Here is a 24884-nt window from a genome sequence, read left to right on the forward strand (position 1 = left end):
GCTTGGTGAACGACGAGGTCAGGGACGCATTTTTGCGTCTTCAAGAAGCAATGAATCGCATGCATATACGTGTTGCGGCGCTGGAAGCCGCCACAGTGCTCCTGCTTCGCACGAACGCCGGCAACGCCAACGTCGCAGACGAGTTTGAGCGCAGCATTCGGCACTACCTCCAAGGGATGGACCAGCACCGGGACCATGTCTTCGCGTTCGAGGAGATCGTCGAGCCATGGCTGGGCATCCTGAGGGAACCATTGGCTGGCATTCCCCCGTCTCCGAGCCGCTGAACTGCCAAAGCGGAGCGGCCATCGGGCGGCCGTAACCTCGGCCAATGCCATTGCCGCCTCGCCGCCTCACGGCGCAAGGCGCCGAGCTTTCGGCGCGCTTGCGGGTCTGAGGCCGCCATCCAGGCGGCCTCACCCACGGTGACTTCAGCGGCAACTTCGGTCAACCATGCCCTGCGAGCGACCATGCGTTCGCACTGGCCTTGGAAGGGCGGTTAGAACTCCTGCCAGTGCGCTGCGTCCGCAGATACCTGCCGTGCGGGACGAGCTGGCAATGCCTTCGGCGGGGTTGGCTTGCCCGCGTAGGCGGTTTGAGAAAGGCGGGAGCCGTCCACAGCACCTGGCTTGGCCAAGCTTGCACTGGCCGTGGCTGGCGTCTTTCCCTGCGCGCGTTCATTCACCTTGAAGACCGCGACGGCGGTTGCCAGCTGTACCGACTGGTCTTCCATGGATCGGGCAGCGGCGGTCGCTTCTTCCACCAACGCGGCGTTCTGCTGGGTCGTTTCGTCCATCTGAGAAACAGCCTGGTTCACTTGCTCGATGCCCGACGCCTGCTCCTGAGAGGCGGCAGATATCTCACCAATGACGTTGGACACGCGCTCAACCGAGCTGACAATCTCAGACATCGTCTGGCCAGCCTGGTCAACCAGCGCCGATCCTTGAGCGACCTTGGCCACAGAGTCCTCGATTAGCCCCTTGATCTCCTTGGCTGCAGAGGCAGAGCACTGTGCCAACGTGCGCACCTCGGAGGCCACCACGGCGAACCCTCGACCCTGGTCCCCGGCTCGAGCCGCCTCCACGGCCGCATTGAGTGCGAGGATGTTGGTCTGGAAAGCAATGCCATCGATCACGGAGATGATGTCCCCGATGCGGCGCGACGAGGCTTCGATACCCCCCATCGTCTCCACTACTTTCCCGACCACTCCACCGCCCTGCCCGGCCACGCGCGAGGCCCCACTGGCCAACTCGCTGGCCTGGCGTGCATGCTCGGCGTTTTGGTGCACGGTGGAGGTAAGCTCCTCCATGGACGCCGCCGTCTCTTCCAAGTTGGCCGCTTGTTGTTCGGTGCGTCGCGACAAGTCGCCATTGCCCGCGGCAATTTCCGTCGACGCGGTATTGATTGCCGTGGATGCCTGCTGGATGCGGGAGACGATATCGGTCAGCTGAGCCACGGTCGCGTTAGCGTCTTCGCTCATCGTCGCAAAGACGCCGCGGAAGTCGCCTTCCATGCGGTGGGTCAAGTCGCCAGAGGCAATGGCCTGAAGCAAGGTGGAGACGGCGCTGAGGCTGTGGTCAGCTGTCTCCATCAGACGGTTGAGGTCCGAAACCATCAATTCAAAGTCGTGCTGGAACGCAGACGTGTTACCGCGGGCGGAGAAGTCGCCGTCGGCAGCCGACACTGCCAACCGCTTGATCTCCGTGTTGATCGCCAGCAGACTTGCTTTGGCAGCGTCCATCGATTCGTGGAGCACGCCCGGGAGCCGGGCAGGCGTCGCGCGTCACGCCGCAGGTCACCGGCCGCATACTCGTTGAGCACTTGGATGGCATCCAGGATGGCCTCAAGGTGCTCGAACACCATTGTGTTCATGCCCTTGGCCAGCTCGCCGTAGACACCGGGCAGGTCCTCCGGAATCCGGTGCGAGATGTCTTCGGCCTCGTGAAGCTTGACCATGACCTTGGTGTCGTTCGAAAAACGCTCCAAGGTGGCAACCATTTGACGGAGGGAGAGCAGCATCTGGCCCGCCTCATCGCGGCTCTGGTAGTCGGTTCGCACGTTGAGGTCGCCATTGGCCACGCTGCGGATAGCGGGCAACGCCTCACCAATGGGCCGGGTGACCGAACGGCTGATCGCCCACCCCAGCACGCTTGCGACCAAGTACAGCACCGCCAAGACCAAGCCTGTGATCGACATCAGGTTGTTGAGGCTTGCTGCGTTGGTTGCGAGTTCAGCCTTCATGCCGCGAAGGCTGTATTCGCTGACTTTATCCATGGCGTCGAACAGCGCCACGCGCTTTGCCCTGGATTCTGTCACCGAGATCGTCTGCGCGGCCTCGGCATCGCCAGCGAGGAGCGCAGCGTGAAGCTGATCGTGGATGACAAAGTAATCGCTCAACGCAGCGCTGACCGGCTTGAACAACGCGGCATCTTCGCCATCGGCGAAGGACCGCAGGTATTGCTTCACCAGCTCGTTGATCTTGGCCTTGCCCGCCACGATCCGCTGTTCGTATTGCTTGACGGCCTCAGCGGAAGTGGCTTCGCTGACCTGGGAGGTTTCGTAGATGCGGAGATCGCCGAACTGCGCACGCATCTCTCCGATGGCATAGCTGCCAGGCGCCCAGACGGACTCAATCCTGGACAACTCCTGCTTCGAATGTGACGCGCGGACAATAGTGAAGATGCCCAACGCCAAGGTCATGCTGGTCGTTATGGCGAATGCCAGCATCAGTTTTTTGGAGATGCTTCCGACGTGGCTTCGTCGGCGCACAGGAAGAACACGGCGTCGCCGTGGCTTGAAGCACTCAACGCGCTATGAATGGAGATAAGCGCGGCGAAAGGAGACCTGACGAAGGCCTCCTGGTAACTGTGGCCTTTGATCTCGCTCGCCGTGGCCAACAGCGCGCGCTTGGCCTGCTCCGCTCGATCAGAAAGCGGCCGATTGCTGGAGTCGGGAAATCCAATGGCGAACGACGTATTCAGGAGCCAGTTCTTGAACGCTGTCTGCAGGACAACGATCTGGTCGCCGTCTTGAAAGTGACGGTGCTGAACGACAGTGCTTCTGATCATGCAAGTAGCGCGCATTGATGGGCAGCAGCGACGTTCGCTTCCAGCGTATCCACTGTAAAGAGGAAGTCTTGCGGTCCAATGCACTCCAAAGGGCGGATGCATGTTGCCAGTCAGCTAGCGCACGTGCGCGCCTGCCGGTTCGCCTCTGCAATCTTTGCCAAGCGCCTCGATCCAGGAATCGATCTGTTTGACGCCGTAGGGCTTGGACAAAACACCCCGATCCCGGTGCCGGCTGATCACATCGTTCGGATGAAGCGTGGAGGTAAAGAAGAAAGCGATGCCATCGCGCCGAAGTTCGTCTGCCAACTTGTATGCACTGCGCCGGGCGTCAGGGCTGGCGGGCACATCCAGAATGACGACGTCGACGTGCCCCGCTTGCGCTGCGCGCAAGGCTCCTGAGCTGAATTCCAAGCATTCGACGTCATAGCCGAGCTCTCTTAGTTCGACTCCAACCAACTCACAGATGGAGGTTTCAATGTCCACGAAGAGAACGTTCATGTGGATTGCCGTTCCACAAGGTCGGGTCAAATTTTCCACACGGTCAGCAGCTGGTTCAAGCTAGTTGGGACGACTTCTGCTTTCGGCAAAGCGCACAAGGAGATCCATCGCCGTTGAATTCATTGCGTCCGCATCGCCCCGCTGAGAGAAGCTGGCCCAGTCTGCCATCGCGATGCTCTGCAGCTGGCCCTCCTTGGCCAAAAACAGCCGCATAGGCCACCGCGGCAGCCGACGTTGCGAGACACGCCCGCGTGCCAACTCGATGAAGTTCAGGTGGCTGCGCACTTCGGATGCCCTGGCGTAGGCAACGCGAAGGCCATCCGGTGGACCCTCCAGGTAGGACAGGAACCGGGCCCCGTCGTACAAGGTCACCCCGGTCACGCCGGCCTGTCTGTTGAACCGCTCCGCGTCGGCTATCAACTCAACCAGCCGCCCAAGGCTAAGGTAGGGGCTGGCCTCACTCACAAAAACCACCGCACGGTTTGGCATGACACGCTCCTAAGATTGCTTCAGACCCAACAACCTGACGGGTCGGGAAGAGCAGCAAGTGCTACACGGCAACCTTTGATTTTGCCTTCCAGGCGCCTGTTTCCAGATCCTTCCGCAGCACCCAGTCCTTCGCCGGAATCTTTGCCCCACGGGCGGTCAGGTAGTCCGGCATGAATAGCATGATCTCCCCCCCTTGAATCAGACAGCTGGTCGAGAGGACCACGCCGTCACTGAGCTCGACCAAGCAGGTGGTTCTCTCGCCCAGTTCAGCCTGCTCGCCTGTCAGGGACGCGGTGGCCCCTGGGTAGATGTGGCTGTGAGTAAATTCCAACCGCATGGCATGCCCCTGTCGAATGCCTCAAATTCATGACTCCCCTGCTTCCACTGTGCAACGTGAATCGGGCGGCCTACAGAGGAAATCCGTTACCCATCACTGCGGAACGTCATCGAGACGATTGCCGACCAATGCGGCAAGCCGCTCCATCCCCGTTTCTGGGATGAATTTCCCTCCGAAGCGTTGGGAGAAATTCACCCAGTTCGACCTCATCAGTGCTTTGAGCTCGGCTTCTGAAATCCGCAGGAAGAGCAATGCATGCGCAGGGAACCGCAACTGCTGGATGGATCCCCGCGCCAGCTCAACGATTTCGGTATGCAGGGTGAAGGACTGGGTGTAAACGGAGCTCGCAGCCACCGCACTCGCTGTGCCTTCCAAATACGTTAAAAACCTGCTGCCGTCGAAGCATACAACTGCACGCGAGCCGCACTTGGCATTGAACTCTCGGCCTGCACGCATGACTTCGGGCAAGCGCTCCTCACCGATCTCTTCCACAGCCGCGCTTACGAACACCACCGCACACTTAGACATTACGGGCTACCTTTCACTCGGCACCAGTGCAAGCCGGCCAACGTGGATCAGCTGTGTACAAAACGCAGGCCAGCTTGAATTTCAGTTTTCAGTTGCGCTATTCCTGAACCTTTAAGAGTGCACCATGGCTAGCCCCGTCCCCGACTCAAGTTGGCTGCAAGAGCGATGACCTCGCTAGGGATCACTGCCCCGAGGTGCGCGAGAACCGCGGCTTGGACGACCTCTGTGTTGCAGAGGAAGAATATCCCGTCTCGCGGCCCAGCCGACGTCAGAGACCGGTTGACACTGATCACCGAAGCTGGCACATCGCTCACGAACACTTCGTGAAACTTCGACCCCGCAAAGCGCGCTTGGAGGGCTCTCCGACTTGCTTTCGTGTCCTGCCGTAGCTCCACACCGTATTTTCCAGACAATCCGATGCCACTGGCGGTAAATACGTAATGATTTTTAAACGAGGTCAACCACACCAGAATCGGTCCGCCCTCGGCGAGAACGCGTCTGTGAGCAAGCTTGCTACGTATCATCGGGCTGCTCGTTGTTGGCCTGATTGATCGATTCGTCCCTCTTGTGGCTCCGTGGGCGGCGCGAATTGCGAGCTACGAACGATGGACAGGATCAGTATCCGACAGCGGCAGCGGTGAGAGCAACGCCTGCGCGCCGCCCGTCATTCTGGCCGTCCGGGTAGATGGGCTCCACGCACCACAAACGGCCGATCTGTAAGCGAAACAAACCGAGCGGGCTGTGTAGGGCTTAAATCCTTTGGCGGCCCGACAGGCTCAGCCGAAGCGATCATTGCTCCGCCGATTCAGACCCCCGGTGCACGCAAGACAGACGCCAGCCACCGTGCGACTTGAAATAGCCGGTGTCGCCCGTCAACGAATAGCGGACTCCGGCCCAAATCGATGTCGCTACGGAGCTGTGCCAAGCGCGAGCCTTCTGGTAGGCGTAGTGAAACGAACGCATCATCTCGCTCTCCTGCGGCGCAACCATTCCCGGCAGGACGGCGCCTTGAAGAGCGCGATTACAAGCTGGAGCAGCGCCAGACCAGTTGCGGAAGCCAAGATAACCATAGCAAGAGACAAAAGTAGTTCCATGATGGGGTCCTACAGTCCCACGGGTTGGCAGCAAGTCATAGCGCGCGGGCCATTGGCGCTCAGCGGCCCCCTGTCCGCTTGGGGGTGAAGATCGCCGCAACCGCGTGACATCGGCGTGAAAGTCATCTGCCGATCGTTTGCCTATGAATCCACCCAAAGGTACCCCTGCATCGGCGCTCTACCCCAGCCAAGTCGAGTTGATTGAACGGTTCAGGCAATGTGCCTATTCCCATCAGTTAGCCTTGCCAATCTTTCGGAAGAATCATCCGACACTGGCCGCTACGTTACCGATGGGTCAACTCCCGCACGTTGACCGTTCGACACAGTTTCCCCGCCGCTTCTAAAATCAACCGAGTAGATGCGGCGCTGGTGCGCAATCGATCGCGGATGAGGCGCCAAGAAAAAGCCTCCGGCGGACATCTACGCCCGATCAGCTTTAGCCGCTGAGGCCAATGGCAGGCAGCAGCTAGCTTCAATTCCCTCTGCCGCACCACACCCTCACCCATCAGTTTCGATATCAAGACTTAGGCCTTTACCGCTGCATCCTGATTTGATCGCATGCAGGACCAGATGCAACAGCAAGCCAGACGAACCAAGGCCCTTCGCGTGTGACCGCGGTGATCTGCGCTTGAATGGGGATTCTCGCCCCCGTCCCCCGTTGCCGGGTGAGATGGCCTCGACGGCACACCCACGGTAACCAAAGCTCTTCGGGCCACCATCAGGGGCCCATGGGCATCCGGTGTCAGACTTCTTCCCGGAACACGTCGAATTTCTCGGCCAGCCACTGCTCCACGGTTTTCCCTTTGAGCTCTTGGGCCAAGTAGCTGGCGCACAACGAGCTGCCGTCCGAACGCAGGTTGGCCACCGTGTGCGCAGCCATGACTGCAGCCCCAAACAGGTGCCCCTGGGTGCGCCCGTTTTCCTCCCACCCTTTGGGCAGCGATTCAATGGCCGCCAAGGCTTCTTGCCCTGACAGGTATTGGATGCAAGTCAGGTAGGACCATTGGAGGCCCACTTCCTCGCGCAAGCGCCTGCCGGCGGCCTTCTCGTCCAATCGGCCCTCGGCACTGTCCAGCAGCACGTGGGCGGCCGCGATGGCTTTGCCTTGCGGCGAGAGCCGGCTCTTCTTCTTGGGGCACAGGCCGCGCATGATCAGGCCTTCTTGCCGGCCTTCTTGGCGACGGCTTTCTTCGCAAGTTTCTTGACGGCCTTCTGGGCGGCCTTCTTCACCGGCTTGCCCGCCTTCTTGACCACCTTGCCCGGTGCCTTCTTCGATGCGCCATGGGCCGGGGGAACTTCGCTCCGGGGTTGGCCTGAGCCCACGCCTTGCCCTCGGCGGACTTGGCCCACGCGGTGAAGGCCTTGGGGGCCAAATCCCGACCTGCCCACGTCTCACCGGTTGGGAGGCGATACTTCGGCGCGACCTTGCCCAGCTTGCGGCCCTTTCGGGGTCCCGGGGCAGCATTGGCGGCGTGCGCCGGCTTGGCGTCGATCGTTTCTCCGATGAGCTTGGCCACCTGCCGCCGCTGGGCCGGACTGAGGACCTTCGCATACTTCTGCAGGACCGCCAGGGCTTTGGGCACCTCGCCGTCGCGCTTCTCCACCAGTTTCTTCTGGGCTTAGAGCTGTTTGATTTCGGCGTTGAGGGATTTCAGGGTGGTCAGGGCCAAAGGAGCGCTCCGGTAGGGAATCCAACGGTTATAGCCCATCGTTCCTAGCATGGCCACCCGAACGGGCCCCATCTTGACACCCACCACCCTGGGGCGCGATAACTCCCTTGCCGCGAGGGGAAATGCCCCCGGCGTATTGCCTGCTTAGCTCAAGGCAACAGGTTCCCGATTCGATCGCACAAGCGACGACGGGATGGTTTTTCCTGTTTTTTGAGATCTAAGCATGCCCAAACTCCAACGGTTGAGAACCGAGGCTTTCCTCGCCCAGAAGGGCCGGTGCTGCTATTGCAGCCTGCCGATGTGGAACGCCTCTCCCGATGAACTAAGGCCGTTCGGCCTGAGCGCCAAAACGGCCACGCCGCTCCGTTGCACCGCTGAGCACCTGGTGGCCCAGCAAGAGGGCGGCAAGGACGTGGTAGGCAACATCGCTGCCGCCTGCTGGCTCTGCAACATGCGCCGGCACAAACGCAAGTCGCCGCCCTCCCCCGAGGCTTACCGCGCGTTCGTGCAGAAACGCTTGGCGAAGGGCAAGTGGCACCCGCCGAGCGTGGCCAAGTTGCGCCTCAAAACGCGTGGAACGCAACCACCCGACGGATGAGTTCCGCCACGCTCACGTGCTGCCGCTGCGCCTCGCGGCGGACGCGGTCGGCCAGGTCTCGGGAAGCCCGGATAGGCGGCAAGCGGTCGTCCCTGGGGCCGGCAACGGGAGAGCGCAGCAGTTGGGGGCGCGCCAGGTAGGCGGTGAGCCATTGGCGCACGGCTTCGCTCTCGCTCACCCGGCTGCTCTAGCGCGTGCGGCCAATGCCTGGCGCAAGGTTGAAGAAAGGGACACTTTCGGCAGCACGGCCGTCAAGGGAGGCTTGGACGTCAGCGTCACAGCCTCTGCCTCAGTCGGCCCACGGGGGCTGGGCGGAAGAAGCGCTCCAATCGTTTGGTCTCCAGCAACGCTTCCATGAAGGCCCCCATGGCGTGGGTATAAGCGTCCTCGCTGGCCGCCAACCGCAAGCTCAGCGCAAGCCGTTCCCACTTTCCGTTCGGTGCGCATGCGATGGCGAACAACCAGTGGTGCGTCCAGTCATCCTCCAACCGATCGGATGCAACGAAGAGCACCCGGTGATCACGCTGGAACGGCAGGAACGACAGCGCCTGGTCAACCGCATGGCGGTGGGCAGCCTGTAGCCGTGCCCTCTCCTCGCCGTCGGTGTCCAGTAACGCCGCGAACCCTTTGGGCAGGCGCAACGAAACGCGGTAGCCCGCCGCCCGGGCGTGGTGGCCCTCGCCTTCGCACAACCGCTGCTGCCCATCGAAATCCTGGCCCATAGCGAAGCGCCGCATGGCCTCCTCGGTCACTGGCCCACCGGGCTTCAACTGGGTCAACCACGCACCACCCCAGCGCAACGCGGCCAAGGGCGCCTCCAGCAGTTCTGCGAAGGCGAACCCATCGGCGAACACGTCCTCCCGGCAGAGGCAGGTGAGTTGCAGGTTCATGGGATCACCCTCATAGCCGTGCCCTACTATTAGGAACGGCTTTCGTTGCGCCAGGGAGAGTCGCATCCAAACGCAGGGCCTCTTGTTCCGTTTCCCATCTGCATAGGCGATCGCGTATTTCCGGACGTTGCTGTTCGAGCCACGCATCGGGACGTGGCTCTGCATTGACAAACTGCAACCAAGCCTTCGAACGCGGATTGGCCCCTGCCTGCAACAACAGGTCGAGCAGCTCCACGTTGCCCGCCAGATAGGCGAAATAGATAGGTGACCGCCTTATCTCGCCACAGTCGTAATCCGCGTCCGGATCTGCGCCAGCTTCGAGCAGCACGCGACAAACCTCGAGCCACCTTCGCCCATTTTCTTCCCATGGACTGTCCTGCATAACAGCAAGAATAAGTGGCGTTTTTCCATCTTTTCGCTCCCGAGCGTTCACATCAGCGCCATCTGCAATCAACTACTCAAGCTCCCTCAGCTGGAACCCTCCTTCGCGGTCGAATAGCTGAAAGATGGGTGGCATCCGGCGATGCCTTCTCCATTTACCCATGCGTTTCTCAATGACATAGCGGGGGATCAGGATTGGAGACAGCAGCGTCAATACAAGGAACTCCACGCGAACCTTCCAGATCGGCTCTTGAAATAGATTTGGTGGGTCACGCAAATCCTTTAACCATCCCCGCACACCCTTTTTTATACTTGCCACGAAATTCATGTCAGCCCCCATGGAATACATTTGTATCCCTTCAGATCCATGCAAGCAGAAAGGGACATCCTGTCCAGAGGGCTTTACTGACTAAAGCGGAAAAACGCTGGGGTTGCACGACAGTTTGCCAAACTGTCACCCTCCCCTTGCGCGTTTCCGCTACAGCGGAAAATCAGTGGGTCAGGAGGACGCATGGCCAACACCGACTTACTCGCTGCAATTCAACAGCGCAACCCCGCCCAGGTGGCCCTGGCGATCGGGCGCGGGGCCCAACCCAACGCGCAAGGCCTCAGTCAGGCGCTCCCAGGTTCCGTCGGGGGCGCAGGCGGTGGCGAACAGCCAGTGATGCGTCCAGTCGCCCCCCAAGCGATCGGACGCGACAAACAGCACCTGGTGATCCCGTTGGCATGCCAGCGACAACAACGCACGTCCAACGGCTCGAAGGTGGGCGAACCGCAGCAGGTCGCGTTGTTCCGCGTCAGCCATCGCCAACTCATCGATAAATCCCTCCGGCAGGCGAAACCCCACCCGGTAGCCCGCTGCACTTTCGTAATGAGCGGCGCCCTCCCACAATTGCTGAATCCCATCGAAGTCCTGGCCCAACGCGAAGCGCCGCATGGCTTGCTCGGTCACCTGTCCGCGCAACTTCAACACAGACAGGCACGAACCGCCCCAGCGAAGCCTGTCCAAAGGTGTCCCCAACAGCGCACTGAAAGAAATGCCGTGGGCGATGATGTCCTGGCGACAGAGGCACGAGAGATCAATCACCAGAGGCCTTCCTTCTTGCACGCCTCAGGGTATTGGCTGGAATGGCTGCAAGGACGTTCCAGAATGTTCTTCGAAAACTCATAAGCGCCAAGCGCGTAGTCGGCCTCCCAATCCACCAACTCCTTGTTGTCGCCTTTCAGGCAAACCGCCCATTGGTAGCGCTTAACCTCATCCTCTCCCCTCTGGAAGAGCTTGTAAGCCTCTATCTTCTCAGTGCCCGGCACGTTCATCCGGTAGAGCACCTTAAAATTGTCGGCTGCCGCCACACGCGCCTCGTTCAGCCTGCAAGTCAGCCCATCTTTTTCCCACGTTCCATCGGAGCATTCTTTGGGAACGCCCTCGTCGGCCACGGCAATGATCTCGGCAGCCATGGGCATCGCCTCCTCGATCGCCTGCGCCCTCTTGGTTACCGCATCCTTCTTTTCCAGCTTCTCCGTCAAAACGGCGATGGTGAAGAGGACGCAAAAAAGCGCCGACATCCCCAGGGTGAACTTACCAACCTCGCTCAGGATGTCCCACGCCCGGTCCCAACCCTTCATGCACCCTCCTTTCTGGAATACGTTTGTATTCCTTCTCCCCCATGCAAACAGAGAGCGGCGCGGTGTCCAGGGCTTCGGGACGGCTAAACTCAGAATGTGCGGCCTCTGGCCGACAGATTCAGAAGCCCGCATCCTCCACCGACCTTGAAGGCACCCATGCCCGTCTCTGATCCCCTCGCGTTCGACCTGCTGCGGGCGTTCGCGCAGTTGGAGTTTCGCCTCAAGAGCGACCCAGGCTTTCTTCGGGCCGGTCCCTACCGAATGGCCCAGGTGAACTGGCCTGCGGTGGATGAGGCGGTGTCACGGCTGGACGATCCACTCTTCTTCGATCGGGTGTCGGACAGCACGCGCGAGCAAATCCTCACACCTCCACGTGATCGCCCGATGGTCCAGGAGGTGGCGGTGATCAACGGCCTCAACCACGCTGTCTTCCAGCGCCTGCCCCTTCATCAATCCAATGCCCGCGCTTTGATCGAAGCGGCACGCCGCGTGCGCAACAACCTCTTCCACGGGGGCAAGGAGGAGCCGCATTTGGGCGATGATGACGAGTGGGCCGCCGCCGCACTGGACGTGGCCGAGTGCCCGCTTCACCTGCTGAACTATGGCACGCTTAGATCGGGGGTAGGCCCGTGGGGGAGATGGGACGCCCATGCTTTACCTGAAGACCGAATAGCTTGTCGCCGGCAGACACCGGCCGACCGGTAAGCTGCTGTGCGCGCGGCAGCAGATCCAAGAGCACGCATCATAGGATGATAAAGTCCGCCCCAGCTGGACAGCTGATCTGACATTGGAGTTGCAATGGACCTAGAAGTGATCGAAGCAGTGCTGCTGAAATGGGCTCGCCAAGAACCTATCATCGCGAAGATCCACTTGTTCGGGAGCCGGCTAAGAGGCGATCATCGCCCCGACAGCGACATTGACATCGCGGTGGAGCTTGATCTTTCAGCGGCACCAGGAGTCGACTTTAGCGATGGGTTCGCGACCTTCAGCCGATACTCCGAGCACTGGGAGGCCGAACTAGCGCAACGACTGCCCATCCCGGTTGACTTGGAGTTCTACCATGGCCCCGAGGAAACCCCGATCCTCCATGCGGGGCTCGAACGGTCGGGAAAGCTCATCTACGAAAAGTTTCGTTAGAACATCGCGCTCCGGAGCACCTAACGCCGCCGCCCCAGCCCCGACTTCCGCCCTGAGCCACGAGCGCTTCGATTCCACCATTTCACTATTTCGATGGAACCAAGCGCTCACCCGGGCTACTCAAAGAGACAACACCGGTTAAATGTCGTGCTGTTTGACAAAGCGAGATACCTTCTGCGCCTCAAGGTCTTTGTTCCAGGCCTTTGCAAAATCGTCTGGAACATCTAGGTTTGCCTCGTCGAACTTTACGGTAGCCGGCAATTCACGCCAGAACAGTTCAATAGACGCAGCAAAGTCATCGACGTGAACATCCGACACCTCCATGTCGGTGTCGTCGAACAAGTTCCATCCGTGAGAACTTGCTCGCAAGAACTCCGGGTAGCGCAGCTGGAGATCGTCCAATGACTTCCCCTCCCCGTGCTTGAACACATTGACGACCAACCGCATGGCATCAATGCGTGGGTAACAGGCGAGAGCAGAAAGGTCCAAGCCGATGGCTTCAAGCAACCTCTCCAGCTTCGCGCTATCCAGCTTCCAAAGAGTGAATCGCCCAGGGTTTTCTAGACAGTCGTCAGCCGTTTAGTGCGTACTGCTTCTCGAACTCTACCGGGGACAGCCCGTCGTTGGAACTGTGCCGCCGTTTTGGGTTGTAGAACATCTCGATGTACTGGAAGACGTCGGCCCGTGCCTCGTCGTGATTGCTGTAGATCCTCCGCTTAATACGCTCCCGCTTCAGTAGCTGGAAGAAGCTCTCCATCGCTGCGTTGTCATGGCAGTTTCCTCGTCGACTCATGCTGCACACGATGTCGTGCTCGCGCAGGAAGCTCTGCCAGTCTTCGCTGGTGAACTGGGTTCCCTGGTCGGAGTGAAGCAGAAGCCCGGGGCTTGGCTTGCGCCGCCACACTGCAGCCAATAGCGCCTGCAAAACCAGGTCCGTATGTTGAGTTGGTCGGGTTGCCCATCCAACGACCTGACGCGAAAACAGATCAAGCACTACCGCCAAGTACAGGAAGCCGTCGTACGTGCGGATGTAGGTGATGTCCGTGACCCACGCGCGATTTGGCTCACTGACTTTGAAGCCGCGAGCCAGAACGTTCTTGGCGACTGATCCAACAGGGCCGCTCAATGGGCGTGGTCGCCGACCGTAGCCGACCATTGCCCGCAGCCCCTCGCTCTTCATCAAGCGTGCCACGCGATGACGACTACACGTCTCGCCAAGCTCGCGCAGATCTGTGGTCACTTTGCGGTGGCCATACACAGAGCCGCTTTCCAGCCAGCTGTGCTTGATTAGGCCGAGCAACCGCTGATCGTCCTTGTCGCGAGCGCTTGCCGGCTCTTTTAGCCAGGCGTAGTAGCCACTGCGATGGACGCCAAGCATCCGACACATCGCCGCGAGGCCGAACTCATCTGCGTGTTGCTTCATGAAGGCGTACTTTGCTCTTACCCCTTTGCAAAGTACGCGGCGGCTTTTTTTAGGATGTCTCGCTCTTCAGTGACCCTGCGTAGCTCAGCCTTGAGGCGGCGCACTTCCGCGTTCTGGTCCTGCTCGACACGCCGGCCAACATCGCCTTTGCCTTGTTGCCGCTTCCAGCCGTAAAGACTATGGATCGACACGCCCAGTCGCTCGGCAACCTCCGCTACCGGACGGCCGTACTCAACGATCTGTCGGACCGCCTCGATCTTGAACTCATCGGTGTACCGCTTCGTGCTCATAACCACCTCCGCCTAAGCCATAGTTTATGGCTGCGAGGTGTCTACGGAACCCTGGGCGATTCAGCCTTCAGACGCGGCGGACTGCCATGTTTTCCGCTCTCGAAGTGCCCTTGCGGGCACCTCAAGACGGAGTTACCCCTGTGCCGCCAACAGCTTCCGGCGCACCATCCACAGGTTGGACAGCGCGAACAGGGTGAGCACCTGTGCCGTGTTCTTGATCAAGCCGAGATAGCGCACCTTGGTGTAGCCGAACTGCCGCTTGATCACCTGGAACGGATGCTCGACCTTCGCGCGCAGACTAGCCTTGCAGCGCTCCCAGCGCTCAACCTGTTCGAGCTCACGCGCGTTGCCAATGGGGAATTCAACCGGAGGATTGAAGAACGGGCTTGAAGGCTTGAGGATGAGCTACCTGGACCCGCAAACCGTCACGAGACCCCGATGGACTACCCTGACCTTGCCCCCCCCTGGAGGAAATCTCCGGTCCGTTCGCCCTTCTTTCGAAGGGCCCAAAATTCATCGCCGCCTGGCTTGCCAAGCGCACTGAGGAGCGCTACCGGGAGTTCACCCGTGCCGCGCTTGAGGGTCAGGTGTTCCCCGAGAACGCGGAGGCCATGACCTCGGAAGATTTTCTGGCCATGCTGCGGGCATTGGAGATGGACATCGAGGCCGAGAAGGCCACCGTCTATGGCCGCCTTGCCTGTTCAATCGCTACCGGCAAAACCGCAGGCCATCTCAAGCGCCACTTCATTAAGGCGCTGAGCGACCTGTCGTTTGGCCAGGTCGATCTTCTGCGACGCGCTTTAATCACCGAGCGTCACCACGTGTTTCCTGGCACCGGCGGGGGTAACCTGGACCCAAAAGAATTCCTTGGACTGCAGTCGAAAAGCAGCATCAATCGCCAGACCTTTGAACGCTGGGGCCTGATCGAAGAGAAAGGACTGAGCCTCGCAGGCCGACGGTTCGTGGAGGCTTGTTTTACCAGCGATGAGTTGGCGCCCTCCTCAGTGGGCTTTCAGGAATGGGCCAAGGGTCGCATCCACATCGTTTGCAACGAGATGGGCGCGCCGAGCTGCCACAGCGTCCTGGTCCAACTGACCGAAGATGGGCACCGCCGGGCCATCCATGTCCACAACAGCGCAGCACTTCGGGGACGCTCCAACCGCCTGCTGACACCCGGCCCCGTCATGGTGGTCCTTCTCACCGATAAACCCCAGCGTCTCGCCGACGAATGGACCACGGTGGAAGACACCATCCGAGGAAGAGTCCTGGCCGTGGTGGCCACGACCGATCCGAATGCGCCGTTGCCCGTCGCCATGACGGGCTTGGAACGCATAGATGCGTCACCGGACCGTGCCGCAGAAGCCGTGACGGCGATACTGGAGCGCTTTGAAGCAAAAGGGTTACGGGGCACCTGAGACCGCGATGTTAAACCCGATTCGACCGGTCATTGGAAGTGGCCGCCAACTTTATGGCGGCCAACGAGCACTACTTACAGACCAAACGAGGCTTCACGGACAGCGACTTGCATGCCGGACAGAAGAGCCCCAAGTTGATCTTCCGCTGAAAGTGATGACTGCACTTCTCGCAAACAAAAAGGTAAGGCGCCCCTGGAACGAAGCCGGGCATCACTTTCCTTCCTTGCGCTTGAAAATGACCTTTCCGCCAGCCTCGTATTCCACATCGTAGCCTTTGTAGATTGCGAGGATCAAAGAGAGACCAAGGCTTGCGGCGGTGATGATGCCGATGATCTCGACTCCAGTGACTGTCGCGACCGCCCCCAGGCTGAGCGTGCTGAGCCCAGCCGTTACTGGAGCGAGCCCAACTGCAGCAACGATTGCTGCAACACCGACGGCACCAAGCTTGGCGAACTTGCGCGTCTTCTTCAGGTCGTCTGCCAACTTGCCCACAACCACAATCTGCTGCGCCTTTGCATTCTTGGCCGCTTCCAGCTCATCCCGCGTCCTTACTGTCACGCTTGCCATAACGCCCCCTGTTGTTAGCAATACCAGTGATGGATACCCTGGGCAGGATAGCCGAAGGGAACACCGTGTTCCTAGCAGCAATGATGGTGCCCAACTGTCTCTCCAGCTGAGACACGAACTCAACGCATCCGCTGCCACGGGTCGTCCTTGGGAGCCTCCACCGTAACCTCGGCAACGTCGTCTTCAGCGCGCCATGCCTTCCCTTCGAGCACCATGGTGGGACCCCTGGAACGTGCGATGGCGGCCTCTTTGGCGGTCGGCGGGTTCCATGACCGATGCTCCTCTAGGTAGCGCTCCGTGGACGGCCTCAACGGCAGGCCACCGCTCGGCAATGGCAACGTCCGATCATGGCGTTCGTCTTGCTGACGGGCATAGGCGACTTGCTCGGGCTCCCCAAGCGCCTCTCGGTGGGCATCCAGCAAGCGATCGACAGCGTCCACGTCCCCGCGGGCATGGAGCGATTCGGTGTAAAGCGCTTGAAGCAACGGGTCACGCTCTTCGTGAATCTCTTCGCCTGTGTCTTCGCCTTGGAACAGCCCATCGTGGCGTGGGCGGGCGTCGACGGGGTCTGGGCGCAACCGACCGTGACTCGTTCTCATGCCCGCCTCCGCGCCAGCCCGCTGCCGTGAAGCAGCCCGCATGCGATCGAATAAACGACAAGAGCCAGCGTGGATGACAGGTATAGGTTGGAAGGATCCAACCAGACTTGGCTCACCACGTGCTGTAGCTGGTAAGCCAGCAGTGCCAAGCACGCGTAGAACACGGCCAAATGCCACATCAACGCAACCACGGATGGGGCGTCCTCTTGGCCGGCTTGGAACGCCTCCCAGCCCCTGCGTGCGCTGCGGGCTTTGGACGCGCACAGCCACGCGATTCCGAAGGTGATCGCAAACATGGCGAGCTCAAACAGCACGACCACCAGAATAACGGTCATGGGATCCTCCTCTGGGTTGGGAGCAGGCCATGGGCCTGCAGGTAAGCGTGGACTGCCTGTCGGGTCACGCCCAGGCGCTTGGCAATTGCAGGGCCGTTGTTCCCCTGCTCCAGGAGGCGCACCACCAGAGCGTGTTGGTCAGCCAGTGGGCGCCGGGGCTTTTGACGCAACCCCAGGTGGGCCAGATCGGCGCTCACCACGGGCGATGGAACGCCCAGGGCTTGGGCGATGGCGGCGCGGCCGTGTCCCTCTCGGACCATCCGGGCGACTTCGGAGCGGCGGTGGGCAACGGATGGCCGCTTCATGAGCTCAACCAGAAGCCCGCAAGCCGTGCCTTCGCAATACACGCCTCCACCAACGTGTTCGCTTTTGTGCATCCTTACGGCCCCACGCGCACGCGAGCGCTGTTGTTGTCCGACCGGGCATTGATGCCAATGGCACAAGGGCTTCCGCACGAATAATCGCCAATGCGCACCGGCGAAGCATCAAGCGGCACCACCCGGGTCTTCTTACCCTTCCCCACCAAGAAGACCCGATCACCTTCGCGCACATCCACATCGGCGTCTTGGACCACCGCGAGGACGCGCTGGCGGCGATCGGACAGATCGCGCACGTAGATCTCCACCGCACGCCGGCCGCTGAGGCCCTTTTGAACCGCGGTTCCGGCAGCCGCACCGATGACGCCACCGGTCACCCGGGCTGCATTGCGGTATTCCCGGTTCTTGACCTGGTTAGCAGCCCCATAACCAACGGCCGACCCGATGGCGGAGCCGGCGTTCAGACGCTGGTCGGACGTCAGTTGAACCGTGCGAACCATCAGGACCTCGCCCAGTCGGGCGTCCTGGACGGATAGGGCCTCGGACGAACCGTAACGGCGAGCGGAGGTGGAATCGGCGGCAAAGGCGGCCGGAGCAGACAACGCCAATGCAAGGGCCAGAACGATGGGTTTCAAGGTGCACCTCCATTTCGTGAGTAGGTTCACCTATGCATAGATCGATTCTGGGAATGCGCAAGGGGGGGGGGGCTTCGGAGCGCGGTTACACAGACTGCAGTCCGCGTCATTAAATTGACGGAAAAGCGACAAAATGAAGCATATGGACAGAGATTGATGCTCAGGCGATGATTCTGCCCACAACTCAAAACCAACAGGGAAATGTATGGCAAGGAAGAAGAGTTCATCGGCCGCAGGTGCCGCGATTTCGACCGGCGGCGGAGCCGTCGCTGGCGCAACTTCTGCGATCCTCGGCGTAACCAGTGGTGCAGCGGCCGGGACCGCCGGTGCAGCCGCCGTGACCTCCGGCTTGGCAACCGTCGGGAGCGTTGTGGGCGGTGGCATGCTTGCTGGACTGGGGGTGGTCGCGGCTGCACCAATTGCGGGTGGTGCGGCGATGTTCGGCGTCTACAAGCTCTACCAGCGCATGGCATCCAAGAAGTAACCGCTCTGCCTGGCCCACTGCCACAAGCGGTTTCCCTCTACGTCGCGCAGGCTTCGTCAATGTCTGCAAGTGGCCATCCAAGCTAGCAACCTTGGTGGCCGCTCTTACCAACTTGTGGCTCAAGCCCTTGGACCAAAAGGCCACGTTGACCTCAATGCCCCGCTGGCGCAGCCAGAGTGCGGCGTGACGCTCAAACCCGAGCGCACTGAGGCCGTTCATGCAGGGCTAGCAGCCGGCGGAGTGCGGTGCAGTCCGCGCCTACACGTTGGGATGCACGATGGGTTCGCGCATGCTCGATAGCACACGGATCGGAATTTCTGTTACTGCACGTAGATCAGACTGGCCATTTCTTCCCCTTTCTCTCTCGCCCCTCCGCGTCTGGCAAGGAATCTGAAACCGGCAAGCTCTCCTGTCGTGCAATGTTCCTGATCGACATTCAACCTGTGATGATGTGGGAACGCTCTCCCTCAACCTGCCAAACCGTCTACGGAACTGGCAAAATTGCAGGATCACTCACAGGGGGAAATTGGATGTCCGACACAACCTACAGCCACCGCATCCTCAAGACTTATGGCCTGCTGGTGGACTTCGAAGGTAAACCACGCCTCAAGAACGTTCCGTCGCCTCTAACCGGTCAAAAGAAGGCAAAGGAGACGATGGAAAAGTGGACGCAGCGAGTGCTGGGGGATGAGGTCAGCAAGGTCCGCGTCTACCGACCGGCACGCGTTAAAAGTGACACACTCATTGCCAGCCTTACAGACACGCACGACGCCAAGCTGGTGCGTGACATTGTTCGCGGCGCCGTTCGCAAGAAGAGCAAATCAGCGAAAGCAAAGATTGAAGAGATCAAGGTGGAGCACGCCGCCGAGCTTAGAAAGCGCGGAGCCACCGCGAGAGAACTTCGGAAGGCACACGAAGAAGACCTGTCGGGAAAGCTCGATGATATCTTGGCTGCGACGGCCTATCTGCCGTTAGACGACCTTCAGGACTTGGTGGTGGAACTGGGAGAGGACTTGAGCCCATCGGTCCGCAACTGGGCACTTGCCCTGGCTCCGGCCAAGGATGCTGACGAGGTTTCCGTCATCGACGTTCTCAAGCAGATGCTCCTGCGCATGGACGTGCTGTCGAAGAATAAATAACCAGAATTTGTCAGCCACTGTCGCGCACCCTGCTGCCTCCCGACAGGCGGGTGCGCGTTCAGTCGCTTGTTCACGAATCAAACTGCCAAGTTCAGGCGCGCCCCTCTTGCCTTGAAGCGCGATCGAGACCGGTCGTTGGCAGCATGTTTTTCGATCTCATGCAGATTGGCCGCCACGGACTGCCGCTGCTGCTCAACCTTCTGGAGCGGCTCTCGAACCAACTCGGGCACCTTCAGGAACTCCACCACCCGCTCGGCCGCCGCCGCGGCTCGGAAGAGCTCCCGGGGATCGTCCCGGAGGATTTGGATCCACGACTTCACGTAAGCCGCGTGCTGGGTGGGATCGTGGCCAATGCCCAGGCGTTCGCCCATCAGCATGGATGACACCTCCGCGACCAGTTCTTCCTTGGCGTAGTCGATGCTCCCAAAAGCCCCTTTCTGATCGCGGTTGAGGCGGGTGGGAAAGCCGGTCCAGTGGCCCAGTTCGTGCAACGCGGTGGCGTAGTAGCCGCTGGCCGAGTGAAAGGTGTTGCGCTGGGGCAAGTGGATGCTGTCGGTCATCGGACGGTAGAACGCTTGGTTGCCCCCGTCGTGGTGGATCTCGGCTCCGCTGTCTCTCAGCACCGCTTCGCAGGCCTGGTGAATGTCGGGCTCTGGGCGCGCGGCTGGCAGGACCAGTGCCGGCAACCCATCGATCTGCATCGCGTTGAACACGCGTGGGAAGAAGACCTTGGGGTGGGCCTTGGCGATGAGGTCGGGGTCCCCGCTCTTCTTGGCCTCCTCCACCCGCGACCAATCCCAATACTCAATCACGCTGGCCTTCTCGCCCTTGCGCACCTGAGCGCCCACGGCCGCGGCTTGCTTGTAAGTCATCCACCGGTTGTCCTGGGTGTCCCAGGCGCTCTGAAGGGCCCACAGGTGGAGCAGGTTTCCGCCCCGGTAGCTCTTGCCAGTCGTGGGGTTCATGGGCAACCCGAGGTCCACGCGGGCGTCCCAGGGTTTGAGAAAGGGACCGGTGCCCTCCTCCATCTGGCGGATCAAGCGCTCGACGACGTCGCGGGAATGGCGCTGAAGGAAGCTTTCGTTGGGGGTGGCATCGGACACGGGCAGGCTCTCCTGGAAGGCAAGGAAAGGCGCCTGTCGGCAACGCCAAGGGGGTTAGGCTGGAAACTTCAATCGTGAATGGTGACGGCGCGTCCCTGCTCCAACAGGTTCTCCAGCAAAGCCAAGGCCCGTTCGATGGTCAAAGCGGTGCCGGGGCCCCCGTCGCCCTCCTGGAGCTGCACGCGGATGCCCTCGGGGGTTCGTTGCACGGTGAAACGGGGGGACGCCGCCAGGGAGTCCTGGCGGTCCATGCTGTCGTCTACAAAGGCATCGGAAGGGGTCATGGTTTCAGCATGCGACAGGATACGGATTTGGCAAGTCCGGGCTGGACCGTTAGCGTCACCGACCAATCCATTGGCTAGAGCTGATACGGAAGATGGGAACACGGATTTGGCCCCGCCTTTACGACCGCCGTTGGCGCGCATCCCCATCTCCCACCTTTCCGCCACCTTGGGTTTCGATGCTTTCTCGGCCCGCCAACGGCTCACCGAACAGCGCACGAATCTCCAGTTCATTGATACGTTCCTGCAGCTGGAGTTGGATTGCCTTGGCTCTGGTGCGCCCTGCCTCCTCCCTCAACGCATCGGCATGGAGAGCTCCCATCTCAGCCGCCTGCTGCTGAGCGCTCAAGCGGTCGAATCGACGCTCCATCTCTTCCTGCCGAGCCCCTTGCTGTTCGAGGGTGGGCGTCACATCGGTTTCCCAAGGCTCCAAAGACTGAGAGCGCTCCTGCGCCACGCGCAGTGCTGTCACGGTCGCCGATGATCTCAACGGCAGATCGCCACAGGCCTCGCCGACGGTGGCTGCTCCGTTGATTCGCAGGCGCACGCATTCTTCCTGTTTGCCATTGATGCGACGGTTCGAGCGGGCGCCGTCGTCCAGGCCCATCTCTTTCAAGCCTCGCCAGAACTGGCGACCGGTGAGGAGATCGATGTCCGCCAGCCCTTGTCGGTAGCCCCAGTTTTTGTAGTTCTCGTAGACCTGCCGCATGGAAAGCGTGCACTCATCCGTCTCAATGCGCACCACGCGCTCGGCTTGAGCCCAAGCCATGACCTGGTCGCTGCCATGGCGGGCGGCCAGCTTCGCTGCGCGCACGGCTTCGGGCATGTCGGCGTCGGTGTCGGACAACGCCCTACCACGGGCCACGATGCGTCGGGCGCCTTCGAGCATCCAGTCCAGCACAAGCTGGCCTTCCTCTGCCAGGATGTTCTTGACCAGATCAGGGTCGTGCTGGTTGACCGGTACCGCCTTCTTCCAGTGCACGACGGTGAGGCGGCGCCACACCCCGTTGCTCTTGTCGCGGATGAAGGGGGCCGAATTGGACGTGATGATCCACTTGGCCGTGGAATGGTAGTTCGCCAGCTGCTTCTGGTTCTTCCGGTCGATGCCAATGCCATTGCCAGAGACCATCGTCTTGAACCGACCTTCGGCCCACTTCTCGCACTCCACTTCGTCCACCAGGATCAGGCTGGCGCCAATCATGGGTTCCAGGCTGAAGCGGTCGCCCAAAGTTTCAAGGTTGCAGCGGGCCACCTGACGGTGCATCGCTTCCACGATTTCCGCCAGGGTGGATTTGCCAGAACCTGCGACGCCGTGCCACCAGGCGGCCTGGCTGTAGACACCCGGCAACAGGGTCATGCCGCACTGCTCCTGGAGCAGGTCGATGACGCGCGGGTCGTCGTGGGCTTGGCGGAGGAACTTGGCGAATCGCGAGTCAGCCGGCAAAGGCTGGGGCTTGTATGCATGGCCCTGCCTGCCACCACAGGCCACCCTGACCGCGTGGGTCATGCCCAAGGCGGGATCAGGAGCGAGCACATGGAAACCGCCGGGAAGGATTTCCACGTAGCCGTCTGCCACCGGCACGATGGCCCGCTTGGCTTGGGCTGGCATGGGGTTTTTCTGGCGCAACCGAAGGGAAGCCATGTCCCAGCAGTCCTTGGCGAGCTTGGGGCTGCCCGCGAAATCGGCGTTGCGGTCGATCCAATCGGATGCCACACCCACACCTTCCGCGTCGCTGATCGCTTGCCAGTAGGTACCGTTCCAATGGTGTACGATCTCGCCGGTGCCGCTGGTGGCTTGGCACGCCCACAAGCGATCGACGCATTCGGTGGTGCGGCGGGCAAACAGGATGGGGAGCGACGGTGGCTTGCGCTGGCCCTCTCGATCAACCGAGTGGCGGTAGAGCTGCTTGTGCTCCTCTGCCTCCAGGTTGACCTTGCGGGCGGAGGCTTCCGCACCCAGGAAACGCGACGCTTCGAATGGCACGATGTTGCTTGGCTCTTCCGTCGTCGGGTTGACAGCCTTCCCTTTTGGGGACACATTGGTTGTAGACATTGTTGTTGGCTCCTCTCAAACCCTCGCCCTGGCCGGTGGGGGTTTGTCGTTGTGGGGGGACAGGCTTGCTCAGGCAGCGCGCGGGAGAGCGGTTTCCAAGGCGCGGCGAATGAACTCGCTCTCTGTCATCTCGTTTTCGGCCGCGGCGAGACGAAGGCGTTCGGCCAAGGGGCGTTTGATCCGAACGTGCTTTTTCACGCTGGCGCGGATGCTGTAAGTCGGCGGCGACGAGGGATGGGTGGCGGCGTTCACGGTGGCAACTCCGAAGGTGAAAGGTTTGGTGTGTCCCACATGGGGGACACTTCCACTCAACCACTCCAGGAGCTTTCCGCAACCCACGGTTTTTGACTAAACACGAAAACTGCGGAATCTCTCGCACTTTTTCCGGAAGCCCTGTTCTGCTGGCTTTCCCTTCCCTGCTGGTCTTCCATTAGCCAGCAGAAAGAGAAGACCAGCAGGAAGACCAGCAGCTACAAACCCTTGATTCCAAAAGCTTTGCATTCATAGAAAACCGTTCCGCTGGTCTGCTGGGTCAAAAAAGAATCGGTTTTGAAATTTGAGATACCAACACTTTCCATGCGATTTGGACGCATTTGCACAGGGGAGTTGAATCGAAAGCCAGCAAGCCAGCAGCGCACTTTTAGTCGCAGAAATCCCTTGGGATTCAACGACCTTGCACTACTGGTCTTCCTGCTGGCCTTCGATCGCTGCTGGCTAGTGGAAGACCAGCAGCCGGAAGTTCCTACTCATTTTCGGCCAAACACTCCAGTTGCTCGCGCTTGCGATCGGTCAAGAACGGATGCTGAAACTCCCTCCCGCTTTCCACCTCCGTCACCACCACGTGTTCTTCAATCGTAAGGGCGCCATGGTGCCAATCGATGGCATCCAACTCCGCCAAGGACAGTCGCGCGAATGCCTCCATTGCCTCGGACTGGGTCTGGGCAAAGACCTCAATCACCTTGCTCACCAAGTAGTCACCCCGGACGACGAATTCGTAAGTTCCCATCGGCTCCTCCTAATAGTTGAGGTGGTGGCGCATGGTTGGACAAGGCCAGTTGAGATCTTCGCGTTCGGAACCATCGGGGCTGATGACCTCCACAAAGCCGTAGATCTCCTCCAACTCGGTACGCCAGCCACCGGCATGAATGTCAGCCACTCCCATCGAGTTCAGAATCTCCAAGGCTGCCGCCTCTGAGTCCGCGTCGATTCGGATTTCCAATTCGGCCGTCGCGCGGCCCAAGACAACAACGTTCCAGCGATCAGCCATTGGAGCTCTCCTGGTTCGCCGTGGCCACCTGCCCTACCCGCTGGATGGCAAAGAACTTCCCGTGCAACGCACCGCTCGCCTGCGCTTGCTGAAGGTGATCGGCGGCGCGCTTGCCGTAAGTCACCACCAACGATCCCGACGGCGCTGCCGTGCCGGTGGTTCCGTCGGGACGCACAAACCTCAGCCTCCCACGGGTGAACAGGATCGCCGTCGCGTTGGGGTGGGAAAGCACGCAGTCGTGCATCCATCCCGTCTCCATGTTGACCGGCACCAGGGCGATACCGCCGCCGGGGTGGTTGGCCAGCTTGCTCAACCACTTCTCAATCCCTTTTCCGTAAGGCGGATTCATCCACACGAATGCCTGCTTGGGCCACGGCGTAGCCAAGCCGTCCTGGCTCGGCGGGATCATCCGGCTGGCCGTGGGTGCGGGCAGCCGCGACGGGTCTTCGGGCGTGCAAGGATCGAGGTCAAAGCCGCGCCTTCCCCCCAGCGCCCTGACGATGGCAGGCGGGGTATACCAATCGACGCTCGTGTGGGCCTTGTCGCTTGCCTTGTAGCAAACGGAGGTGAGCCGGGTGGGTTTAGCCGCTACGAGGCGCTTGGAGCGGGTTGCTGCGTTGAACGGCAGAACGTTGGACTTGGGCTGCATGAGGATTCTCCAGG

The 24884-nt window shown here is 60.7% G+C and carries 31 protein-coding genes and 2 pseudogenes; 8 read left to right on the forward strand and 25 right to left on the reverse strand.

What is annotated here, in order from left to right:
• The first annotated feature begins 5 nt into the window (after positions 1-5).
• A complete protein-coding gene (locus ACT6SE_RS12965; RefSeq protein WP_125892001.1) occupies positions 6-284 on the forward strand; it encodes a hypothetical protein in 279 nt (92 codons plus the stop codon).
• Positions 285-496: 212 nt separating this feature from the next.
• Here the strand turns inward: ACT6SE_RS12965 and ACT6SE_RS12970 are convergent.
• The 7 genes and pseudogenes from ACT6SE_RS12970 to ACT6SE_RS13000 all read right to left on the reverse strand — a co-directional run bounded on the left by ACT6SE_RS12970 (position 497) and on the right by ACT6SE_RS13000 (position 7161).
• Positions 497-2724: pseudogene (locus ACT6SE_RS12970) on the reverse strand (methyl-accepting chemotaxis protein).
• A complete protein-coding gene (locus tag ACT6SE_RS12975) occupies positions 2724-3065 on the reverse strand; it encodes a hypothetical protein (RefSeq protein ID WP_125892003.1) in 342 nt (113 codons plus the stop codon). Before ACT6SE_RS12975 ends, ACT6SE_RS12970 begins: the two are co-directional and overlap by 1 nt.
• A gap of 114 nt (positions 3066-3179) precedes the next feature.
• Positions 3180-3563: a response regulator gene (locus tag ACT6SE_RS12980; RefSeq protein WP_046429004.1), complete on the reverse strand. Its 384-nt coding sequence runs from the start codon at positions 3561-3563 to the stop codon at positions 3180-3182.
• Positions 3564-3623: 60 nt separating this feature from the next.
• On the reverse strand, positions 3624-4052 hold the full coding sequence (locus tag ACT6SE_RS12985) for a BLUF domain-containing protein (RefSeq protein WP_164072174.1): 429 nt from the start codon (positions 4050-4052) through the stop codon (positions 3624-3626).
• A gap of 61 nt (positions 4053-4113) precedes the next feature.
• A complete protein-coding gene (locus ACT6SE_RS12990; protein ID WP_049452609.1) occupies positions 4114-4389 on the reverse strand; it encodes a hypothetical protein in 276 nt (91 codons plus the stop codon).
• A gap of 93 nt (positions 4390-4482) precedes the next feature.
• Entirely contained in the window at positions 4483-4917 is a 435-nt protein-coding gene (locus ACT6SE_RS12995; protein ID WP_006375649.1) for a BLUF domain-containing protein, read from the reverse strand.
• A gap of 1836 nt (positions 4918-6753) precedes the next feature.
• Positions 6754-7161 carry a hypothetical protein gene (locus ACT6SE_RS13000; RefSeq protein ID WP_061478942.1) on the reverse strand — a complete coding sequence of 136 codons (408 nt, stop codon included), beginning with the start codon at positions 7159-7161 and terminating at the stop codon, positions 6754-6756.
• A 743-nt stretch (positions 7162-7904) separates the two neighbouring features.
• On the opposite strand from ACT6SE_RS13000, the gene ACT6SE_RS13005 reads away from it, so the two are divergent.
• Complete coding sequence (locus ACT6SE_RS13005) at positions 7905-8279, forward strand: HNH endonuclease (RefSeq protein WP_082783308.1); 375 nt, start codon at positions 7905-7907, stop codon at positions 8277-8279.
• On the opposite strand, the gene ACT6SE_RS13010 is transcribed toward ACT6SE_RS13005, so the two are convergent.
• The 5 genes from ACT6SE_RS13010 to ACT6SE_RS13030 form a co-directional block, all read right to left on the reverse strand.
• The gene (locus ACT6SE_RS13010; protein ID WP_049462733.1) at positions 8245-8457 is read right to left on the reverse strand and encodes a ribbon-helix-helix protein, CopG family; all 213 of its coding nucleotides are present in this window, start codon (positions 8455-8457) and stop codon (positions 8245-8247) included. The genes ACT6SE_RS13005 and ACT6SE_RS13010 overlap by 35 nt on opposite strands.
• A gap of 97 nt (positions 8458-8554) precedes the next feature.
• On the reverse strand, positions 8555-9169 hold the full coding sequence (locus tag ACT6SE_RS13015) for a relaxase domain-containing protein (RefSeq protein ID WP_157805966.1): 615 nt from the start codon (positions 9167-9169) through the stop codon (positions 8555-8557).
• Positions 9170-9179: 10 nt separating this feature from the next.
• On the reverse strand, positions 9180-9623 hold the full coding sequence (locus ACT6SE_RS13020) for an ankyrin repeat domain-containing protein (RefSeq protein ID WP_444811008.1): 444 nt from the start codon (positions 9621-9623) through the stop codon (positions 9180-9182).
• A gap of 453 nt (positions 9624-10076) precedes the next feature.
• Positions 10077-10637, reverse strand: a complete 561-nt coding sequence (locus tag ACT6SE_RS13025) for a hypothetical protein (RefSeq protein ID WP_061478945.1) — start codon at positions 10635-10637, stop codon at positions 10077-10079.
• A complete protein-coding gene (locus tag ACT6SE_RS13030; RefSeq protein WP_061478946.1) occupies positions 10634-11176 on the reverse strand; it encodes a hypothetical protein in 543 nt (180 codons plus the stop codon). Before ACT6SE_RS13030 ends, ACT6SE_RS13025 begins: the two co-directional genes overlap by 4 nt.
• A 156-nt stretch (positions 11177-11332) precedes the next feature.
• Between ACT6SE_RS13030 and ACT6SE_RS13035 the strand changes: the two genes are divergently transcribed.
• Both ACT6SE_RS13035 and ACT6SE_RS13040 read left to right on the forward strand, forming a co-directional pair.
• Positions 11333-11881, forward strand: coding sequence for a hypothetical protein (locus ACT6SE_RS13035; protein WP_061478947.1), 549 nt, complete (start codon positions 11333-11335; stop codon positions 11879-11881).
• Positions 11882-11974: 93 nt separating this feature from the next.
• On the forward strand, positions 11975-12313 hold the full coding sequence (locus ACT6SE_RS13040) for a nucleotidyltransferase domain-containing protein (protein WP_046272133.1): 339 nt from the start codon (positions 11975-11977) through the stop codon (positions 12311-12313).
• A 138-nt stretch (positions 12314-12451) separates the two neighbouring features.
• Here ACT6SE_RS13040 and ACT6SE_RS13045 read toward each other — a convergent pair whose 3' ends face one another.
• The 3 genes and pseudogenes from ACT6SE_RS13045 to ACT6SE_RS13055 form a co-directional block, all read right to left on the reverse strand.
• Positions 12452-12820: a hypothetical protein gene (locus ACT6SE_RS13045; RefSeq protein WP_444811009.1), complete on the reverse strand. Its 369-nt coding sequence runs from the start codon at positions 12818-12820 to the stop codon at positions 12452-12454.
• Positions 12821-12884: 64 nt separating this feature from the next.
• Positions 12885-14026 (reverse strand): IS3-like element ISStma9 family transposase gene (locus ACT6SE_RS13050; RefSeq protein ID WP_087944428.1). Its coding sequence is split into 2 segments (ribosomal slippage): positions 12885-13789 and positions 13789-14026, totalling 1143 coding nucleotides; the frame shifts between segments, so codons are not numbered across the junction.
• A 132-nt stretch (positions 14027-14158) separates the two neighbouring features.
• Positions 14159-14380 (reverse strand): annotated as a pseudogene (locus ACT6SE_RS13055) (transposase); the annotation flags it as partial.
• Positions 14381-14613: 233 nt separating this feature from the next.
• Here ACT6SE_RS13055 and ACT6SE_RS13060 point away from each other — a divergent pair.
• A complete protein-coding gene (locus ACT6SE_RS13060) occupies positions 14614-15441 on the forward strand; it encodes a hypothetical protein (protein ID WP_197595679.1) in 828 nt (275 codons plus the stop codon).
• A 210-nt stretch (positions 15442-15651) separates the two neighbouring features.
• Here ACT6SE_RS13060 and ACT6SE_RS13065 read toward each other — a convergent pair whose 3' ends face one another.
• Positions 15652-16008: a hypothetical protein gene (locus ACT6SE_RS13065; protein WP_006375896.1), complete on the reverse strand. Its 357-nt coding sequence runs from the start codon at positions 16006-16008 to the stop codon at positions 15652-15654.
• Between the two features lie 347 nt (positions 16009-16355).
• Here ACT6SE_RS13065 and ACT6SE_RS13070 point away from each other — a divergent pair, with 347 nt between their 5' ends.
• The gene (locus tag ACT6SE_RS13070) at positions 16356-16637 is read left to right on the forward strand and encodes a hypothetical protein (protein WP_046431413.1); all 282 of its coding nucleotides are present in this window, start codon (positions 16356-16358) and stop codon (positions 16635-16637) included.
• On the opposite strand, the gene ACT6SE_RS13075 is transcribed toward ACT6SE_RS13070, so the two are convergent.
• On the reverse strand, positions 16604-16942 hold the full coding sequence (locus ACT6SE_RS13075) for a hypothetical protein (protein WP_032971199.1): 339 nt from the start codon (positions 16940-16942) through the stop codon (positions 16604-16606). The two genes, ACT6SE_RS13070 and ACT6SE_RS13075, sit on opposite strands and share 34 nt — an antisense overlap.
• A gap of 379 nt (positions 16943-17321) precedes the next feature.
• Positions 17322-17894: a hypothetical protein gene (locus ACT6SE_RS13080; RefSeq protein WP_061478954.1), complete on the reverse strand. Its 573-nt coding sequence runs from the start codon at positions 17892-17894 to the stop codon at positions 17322-17324.
• Positions 17895-18099: 205 nt separating this feature from the next.
• Between ACT6SE_RS13080 and ACT6SE_RS13085 the strand changes: the two genes are divergently transcribed.
• Positions 18100-18378, forward strand: coding sequence for a hypothetical protein (locus ACT6SE_RS13085; RefSeq protein ID WP_006375898.1), 279 nt, complete (start codon positions 18100-18102; stop codon positions 18376-18378).
• 419 nt (positions 18379-18797) lie between these two features.
• A complete protein-coding gene (locus ACT6SE_RS13090) occupies positions 18798-19517 on the forward strand; it encodes a hypothetical protein (protein ID WP_024956731.1) in 720 nt (239 codons plus the stop codon).
• 77 nt (positions 19518-19594) lie between these two features.
• On the opposite strand, the gene ACT6SE_RS13095 is transcribed toward ACT6SE_RS13090, so the two are convergent.
• From ACT6SE_RS13095 to ACT6SE_RS13125, 7 genes are all read right to left on the reverse strand, one after another.
• Positions 19595-20620: an ArdC family protein gene (locus ACT6SE_RS13095; protein WP_006375900.1), complete on the reverse strand. Its 1026-nt coding sequence runs from the start codon at positions 20618-20620 to the stop codon at positions 19595-19597.
• 68 nt (positions 20621-20688) lie between these two features.
• Positions 20689-20904: a hypothetical protein gene (locus tag ACT6SE_RS13100; protein WP_024956732.1), complete on the reverse strand. Its 216-nt coding sequence runs from the start codon at positions 20902-20904 to the stop codon at positions 20689-20691.
• Positions 20905-21022: 118 nt separating this feature from the next.
• Positions 21023-22954, reverse strand: a complete 1932-nt coding sequence (locus tag ACT6SE_RS13105; protein WP_444811010.1) for a DNA primase family protein — start codon at positions 22952-22954, stop codon at positions 21023-21025.
• A 69-nt stretch (positions 22955-23023) separates the two neighbouring features.
• Positions 23024-23206, reverse strand: coding sequence for a ribbon-helix-helix protein, CopG family (locus tag ACT6SE_RS13110; RefSeq protein WP_141098938.1), 183 nt, complete (start codon positions 23204-23206; stop codon positions 23024-23026).
• 490 nt (positions 23207-23696) lie between these two features.
• A complete protein-coding gene (locus ACT6SE_RS13115) occupies positions 23697-23960 on the reverse strand; it encodes a hypothetical protein (protein ID WP_006375902.1) in 264 nt (87 codons plus the stop codon).
• Positions 23961-23969: 9 nt separating this feature from the next.
• Positions 23970-24221, reverse strand: coding sequence for a hypothetical protein (locus ACT6SE_RS13120; RefSeq protein WP_006375905.1), 252 nt, complete (start codon positions 24219-24221; stop codon positions 23970-23972).
• Positions 24214-24870 carry a DNA N-6-adenine-methyltransferase gene (locus tag ACT6SE_RS13125; protein ID WP_049400621.1) on the reverse strand — a complete coding sequence of 219 codons (657 nt, stop codon included), beginning with the start codon at positions 24868-24870 and terminating at the stop codon, positions 24214-24216. Before ACT6SE_RS13125 ends, ACT6SE_RS13120 begins: the two co-directional genes overlap by 8 nt.
• Between the last annotated feature and the right edge of the window lie 14 nt (positions 24871-24884).

This window comes from Stenotrophomonas sp. LC732 (assembly GCF_052446685.1).
GTDB classification, from domain to species: domain Bacteria; phylum Pseudomonadota; class Gammaproteobacteria; order Xanthomonadales; family Xanthomonadaceae; genus Stenotrophomonas; species Stenotrophomonas muris.

Bases quoted from the DNA above. Each gene is read 5' to 3' on its own strand.
- ACT6SE_RS13030 (WP_061478946.1), bottom strand. From the start codon at position 11,176: ATGAAGGGTTGGGACCGGGCGTGGGACATCCTGAGCGAGGTTGGTAAG.
- ACT6SE_RS13115 (WP_006375902.1), bottom strand. From the start codon at position 23,960: ATGGGAACTTACGAATTCGTCGTCCGGGGTGACTACTTGGTGAGCAAG.
- ACT6SE_RS12990 (WP_049452609.1), bottom strand. From the start codon at position 4,389: ATGCGGTTGGAATTTACTCACAGCCACATCTACCCAGGGGCCACCGCG.
- ACT6SE_RS13085 (WP_006375898.1), top strand. From the start codon at position 18,100: ATGGCAAGGAAGAAGAGTTCATCGGCCGCAGGTGCCGCGATTTCGACC.
- ACT6SE_RS13065 (WP_006375896.1), bottom strand. From the start codon at position 16,008: ATGGCAAGCGTGACAGTAAGGACGCGGGATGAGCTGGAAGCGGCCAAG.
- ACT6SE_RS12980 (WP_046429004.1), bottom strand. From the start codon at position 3,563: ATGAACGTTCTCTTCGTGGACATTGAAACCTCCATCTGTGAGTTGGTT.
- ACT6SE_RS13100 (WP_024956732.1), bottom strand. From the start codon at position 20,904: ATGACCCCTTCCGATGCCTTTGTAGACGACAGCATGGACCGCCAGGAC.
- ACT6SE_RS13105 (WP_444811010.1), bottom strand. From the start codon at position 22,954: ATGTCTACAACCAATGTGTCCCCAAAAGGGAAGGCTGTCAACCCGACG.
- ACT6SE_RS13125 (WP_049400621.1), bottom strand. From the start codon at position 24,870: ATGCAGCCCAAGTCCAACGTTCTGCCGTTCAACGCAGCAACCCGCTCC.
- ACT6SE_RS13075 (WP_032971199.1), bottom strand. From the start codon at position 16,942: ATGACCGTTATTCTGGTGGTCGTGCTGTTTGAGCTCGCCATGTTTGCG.
- ACT6SE_RS13005 (WP_082783308.1), top strand. From the start codon at position 7,905: ATGCCCAAACTCCAACGGTTGAGAACCGAGGCTTTCCTCGCCCAGAAG.
- ACT6SE_RS12995 (WP_006375649.1), bottom strand. From the start codon at position 4,917: ATGTCTAAGTGTGCGGTGGTGTTCGTAAGCGCGGCTGTGGAAGAGATC.
- ACT6SE_RS13090 (WP_024956731.1), top strand. From the start codon at position 18,798: ATGTTCCTGATCGACATTCAACCTGTGATGATGTGGGAACGCTCTCCC.
- ACT6SE_RS12975 (WP_125892003.1), bottom strand. From the start codon at position 3,065: ATGATCAGAAGCACTGTCGTTCAGCACCGTCACTTTCAAGACGGCGAC.
- ACT6SE_RS13035 (WP_061478947.1), top strand. From the start codon at position 11,333: ATGCCCGTCTCTGATCCCCTCGCGTTCGACCTGCTGCGGGCGTTCGCG.
- ACT6SE_RS13015 (WP_157805966.1), bottom strand. From the start codon at position 9,169: ATGAACCTGCAACTCACCTGCCTCTGCCGGGAGGACGTGTTCGCCGAT.
- ACT6SE_RS13070 (WP_046431413.1), top strand. From the start codon at position 16,356: ATGGCGTTCGTCTTGCTGACGGGCATAGGCGACTTGCTCGGGCTCCCC.
- ACT6SE_RS13120 (WP_006375905.1), bottom strand. From the start codon at position 24,221: ATGGCTGATCGCTGGAACGTTGTTGTCTTGGGCCGCGCGACGGCCGAA.
- ACT6SE_RS13000 (WP_061478942.1), bottom strand. From the start codon at position 7,161: ATGCGCGGCCTGTGCCCCAAGAAGAAGAGCCGGCTCTCGCCGCAAGGC.
- ACT6SE_RS12985 (WP_164072174.1), bottom strand. From the start codon at position 4,052: ATGCCAAACCGTGCGGTGGTTTTTGTGAGTGAGGCCAGCCCCTACCTT.
- ACT6SE_RS13040 (WP_046272133.1), top strand. From the start codon at position 11,975: ATGGACCTAGAAGTGATCGAAGCAGTGCTGCTGAAATGGGCTCGCCAA.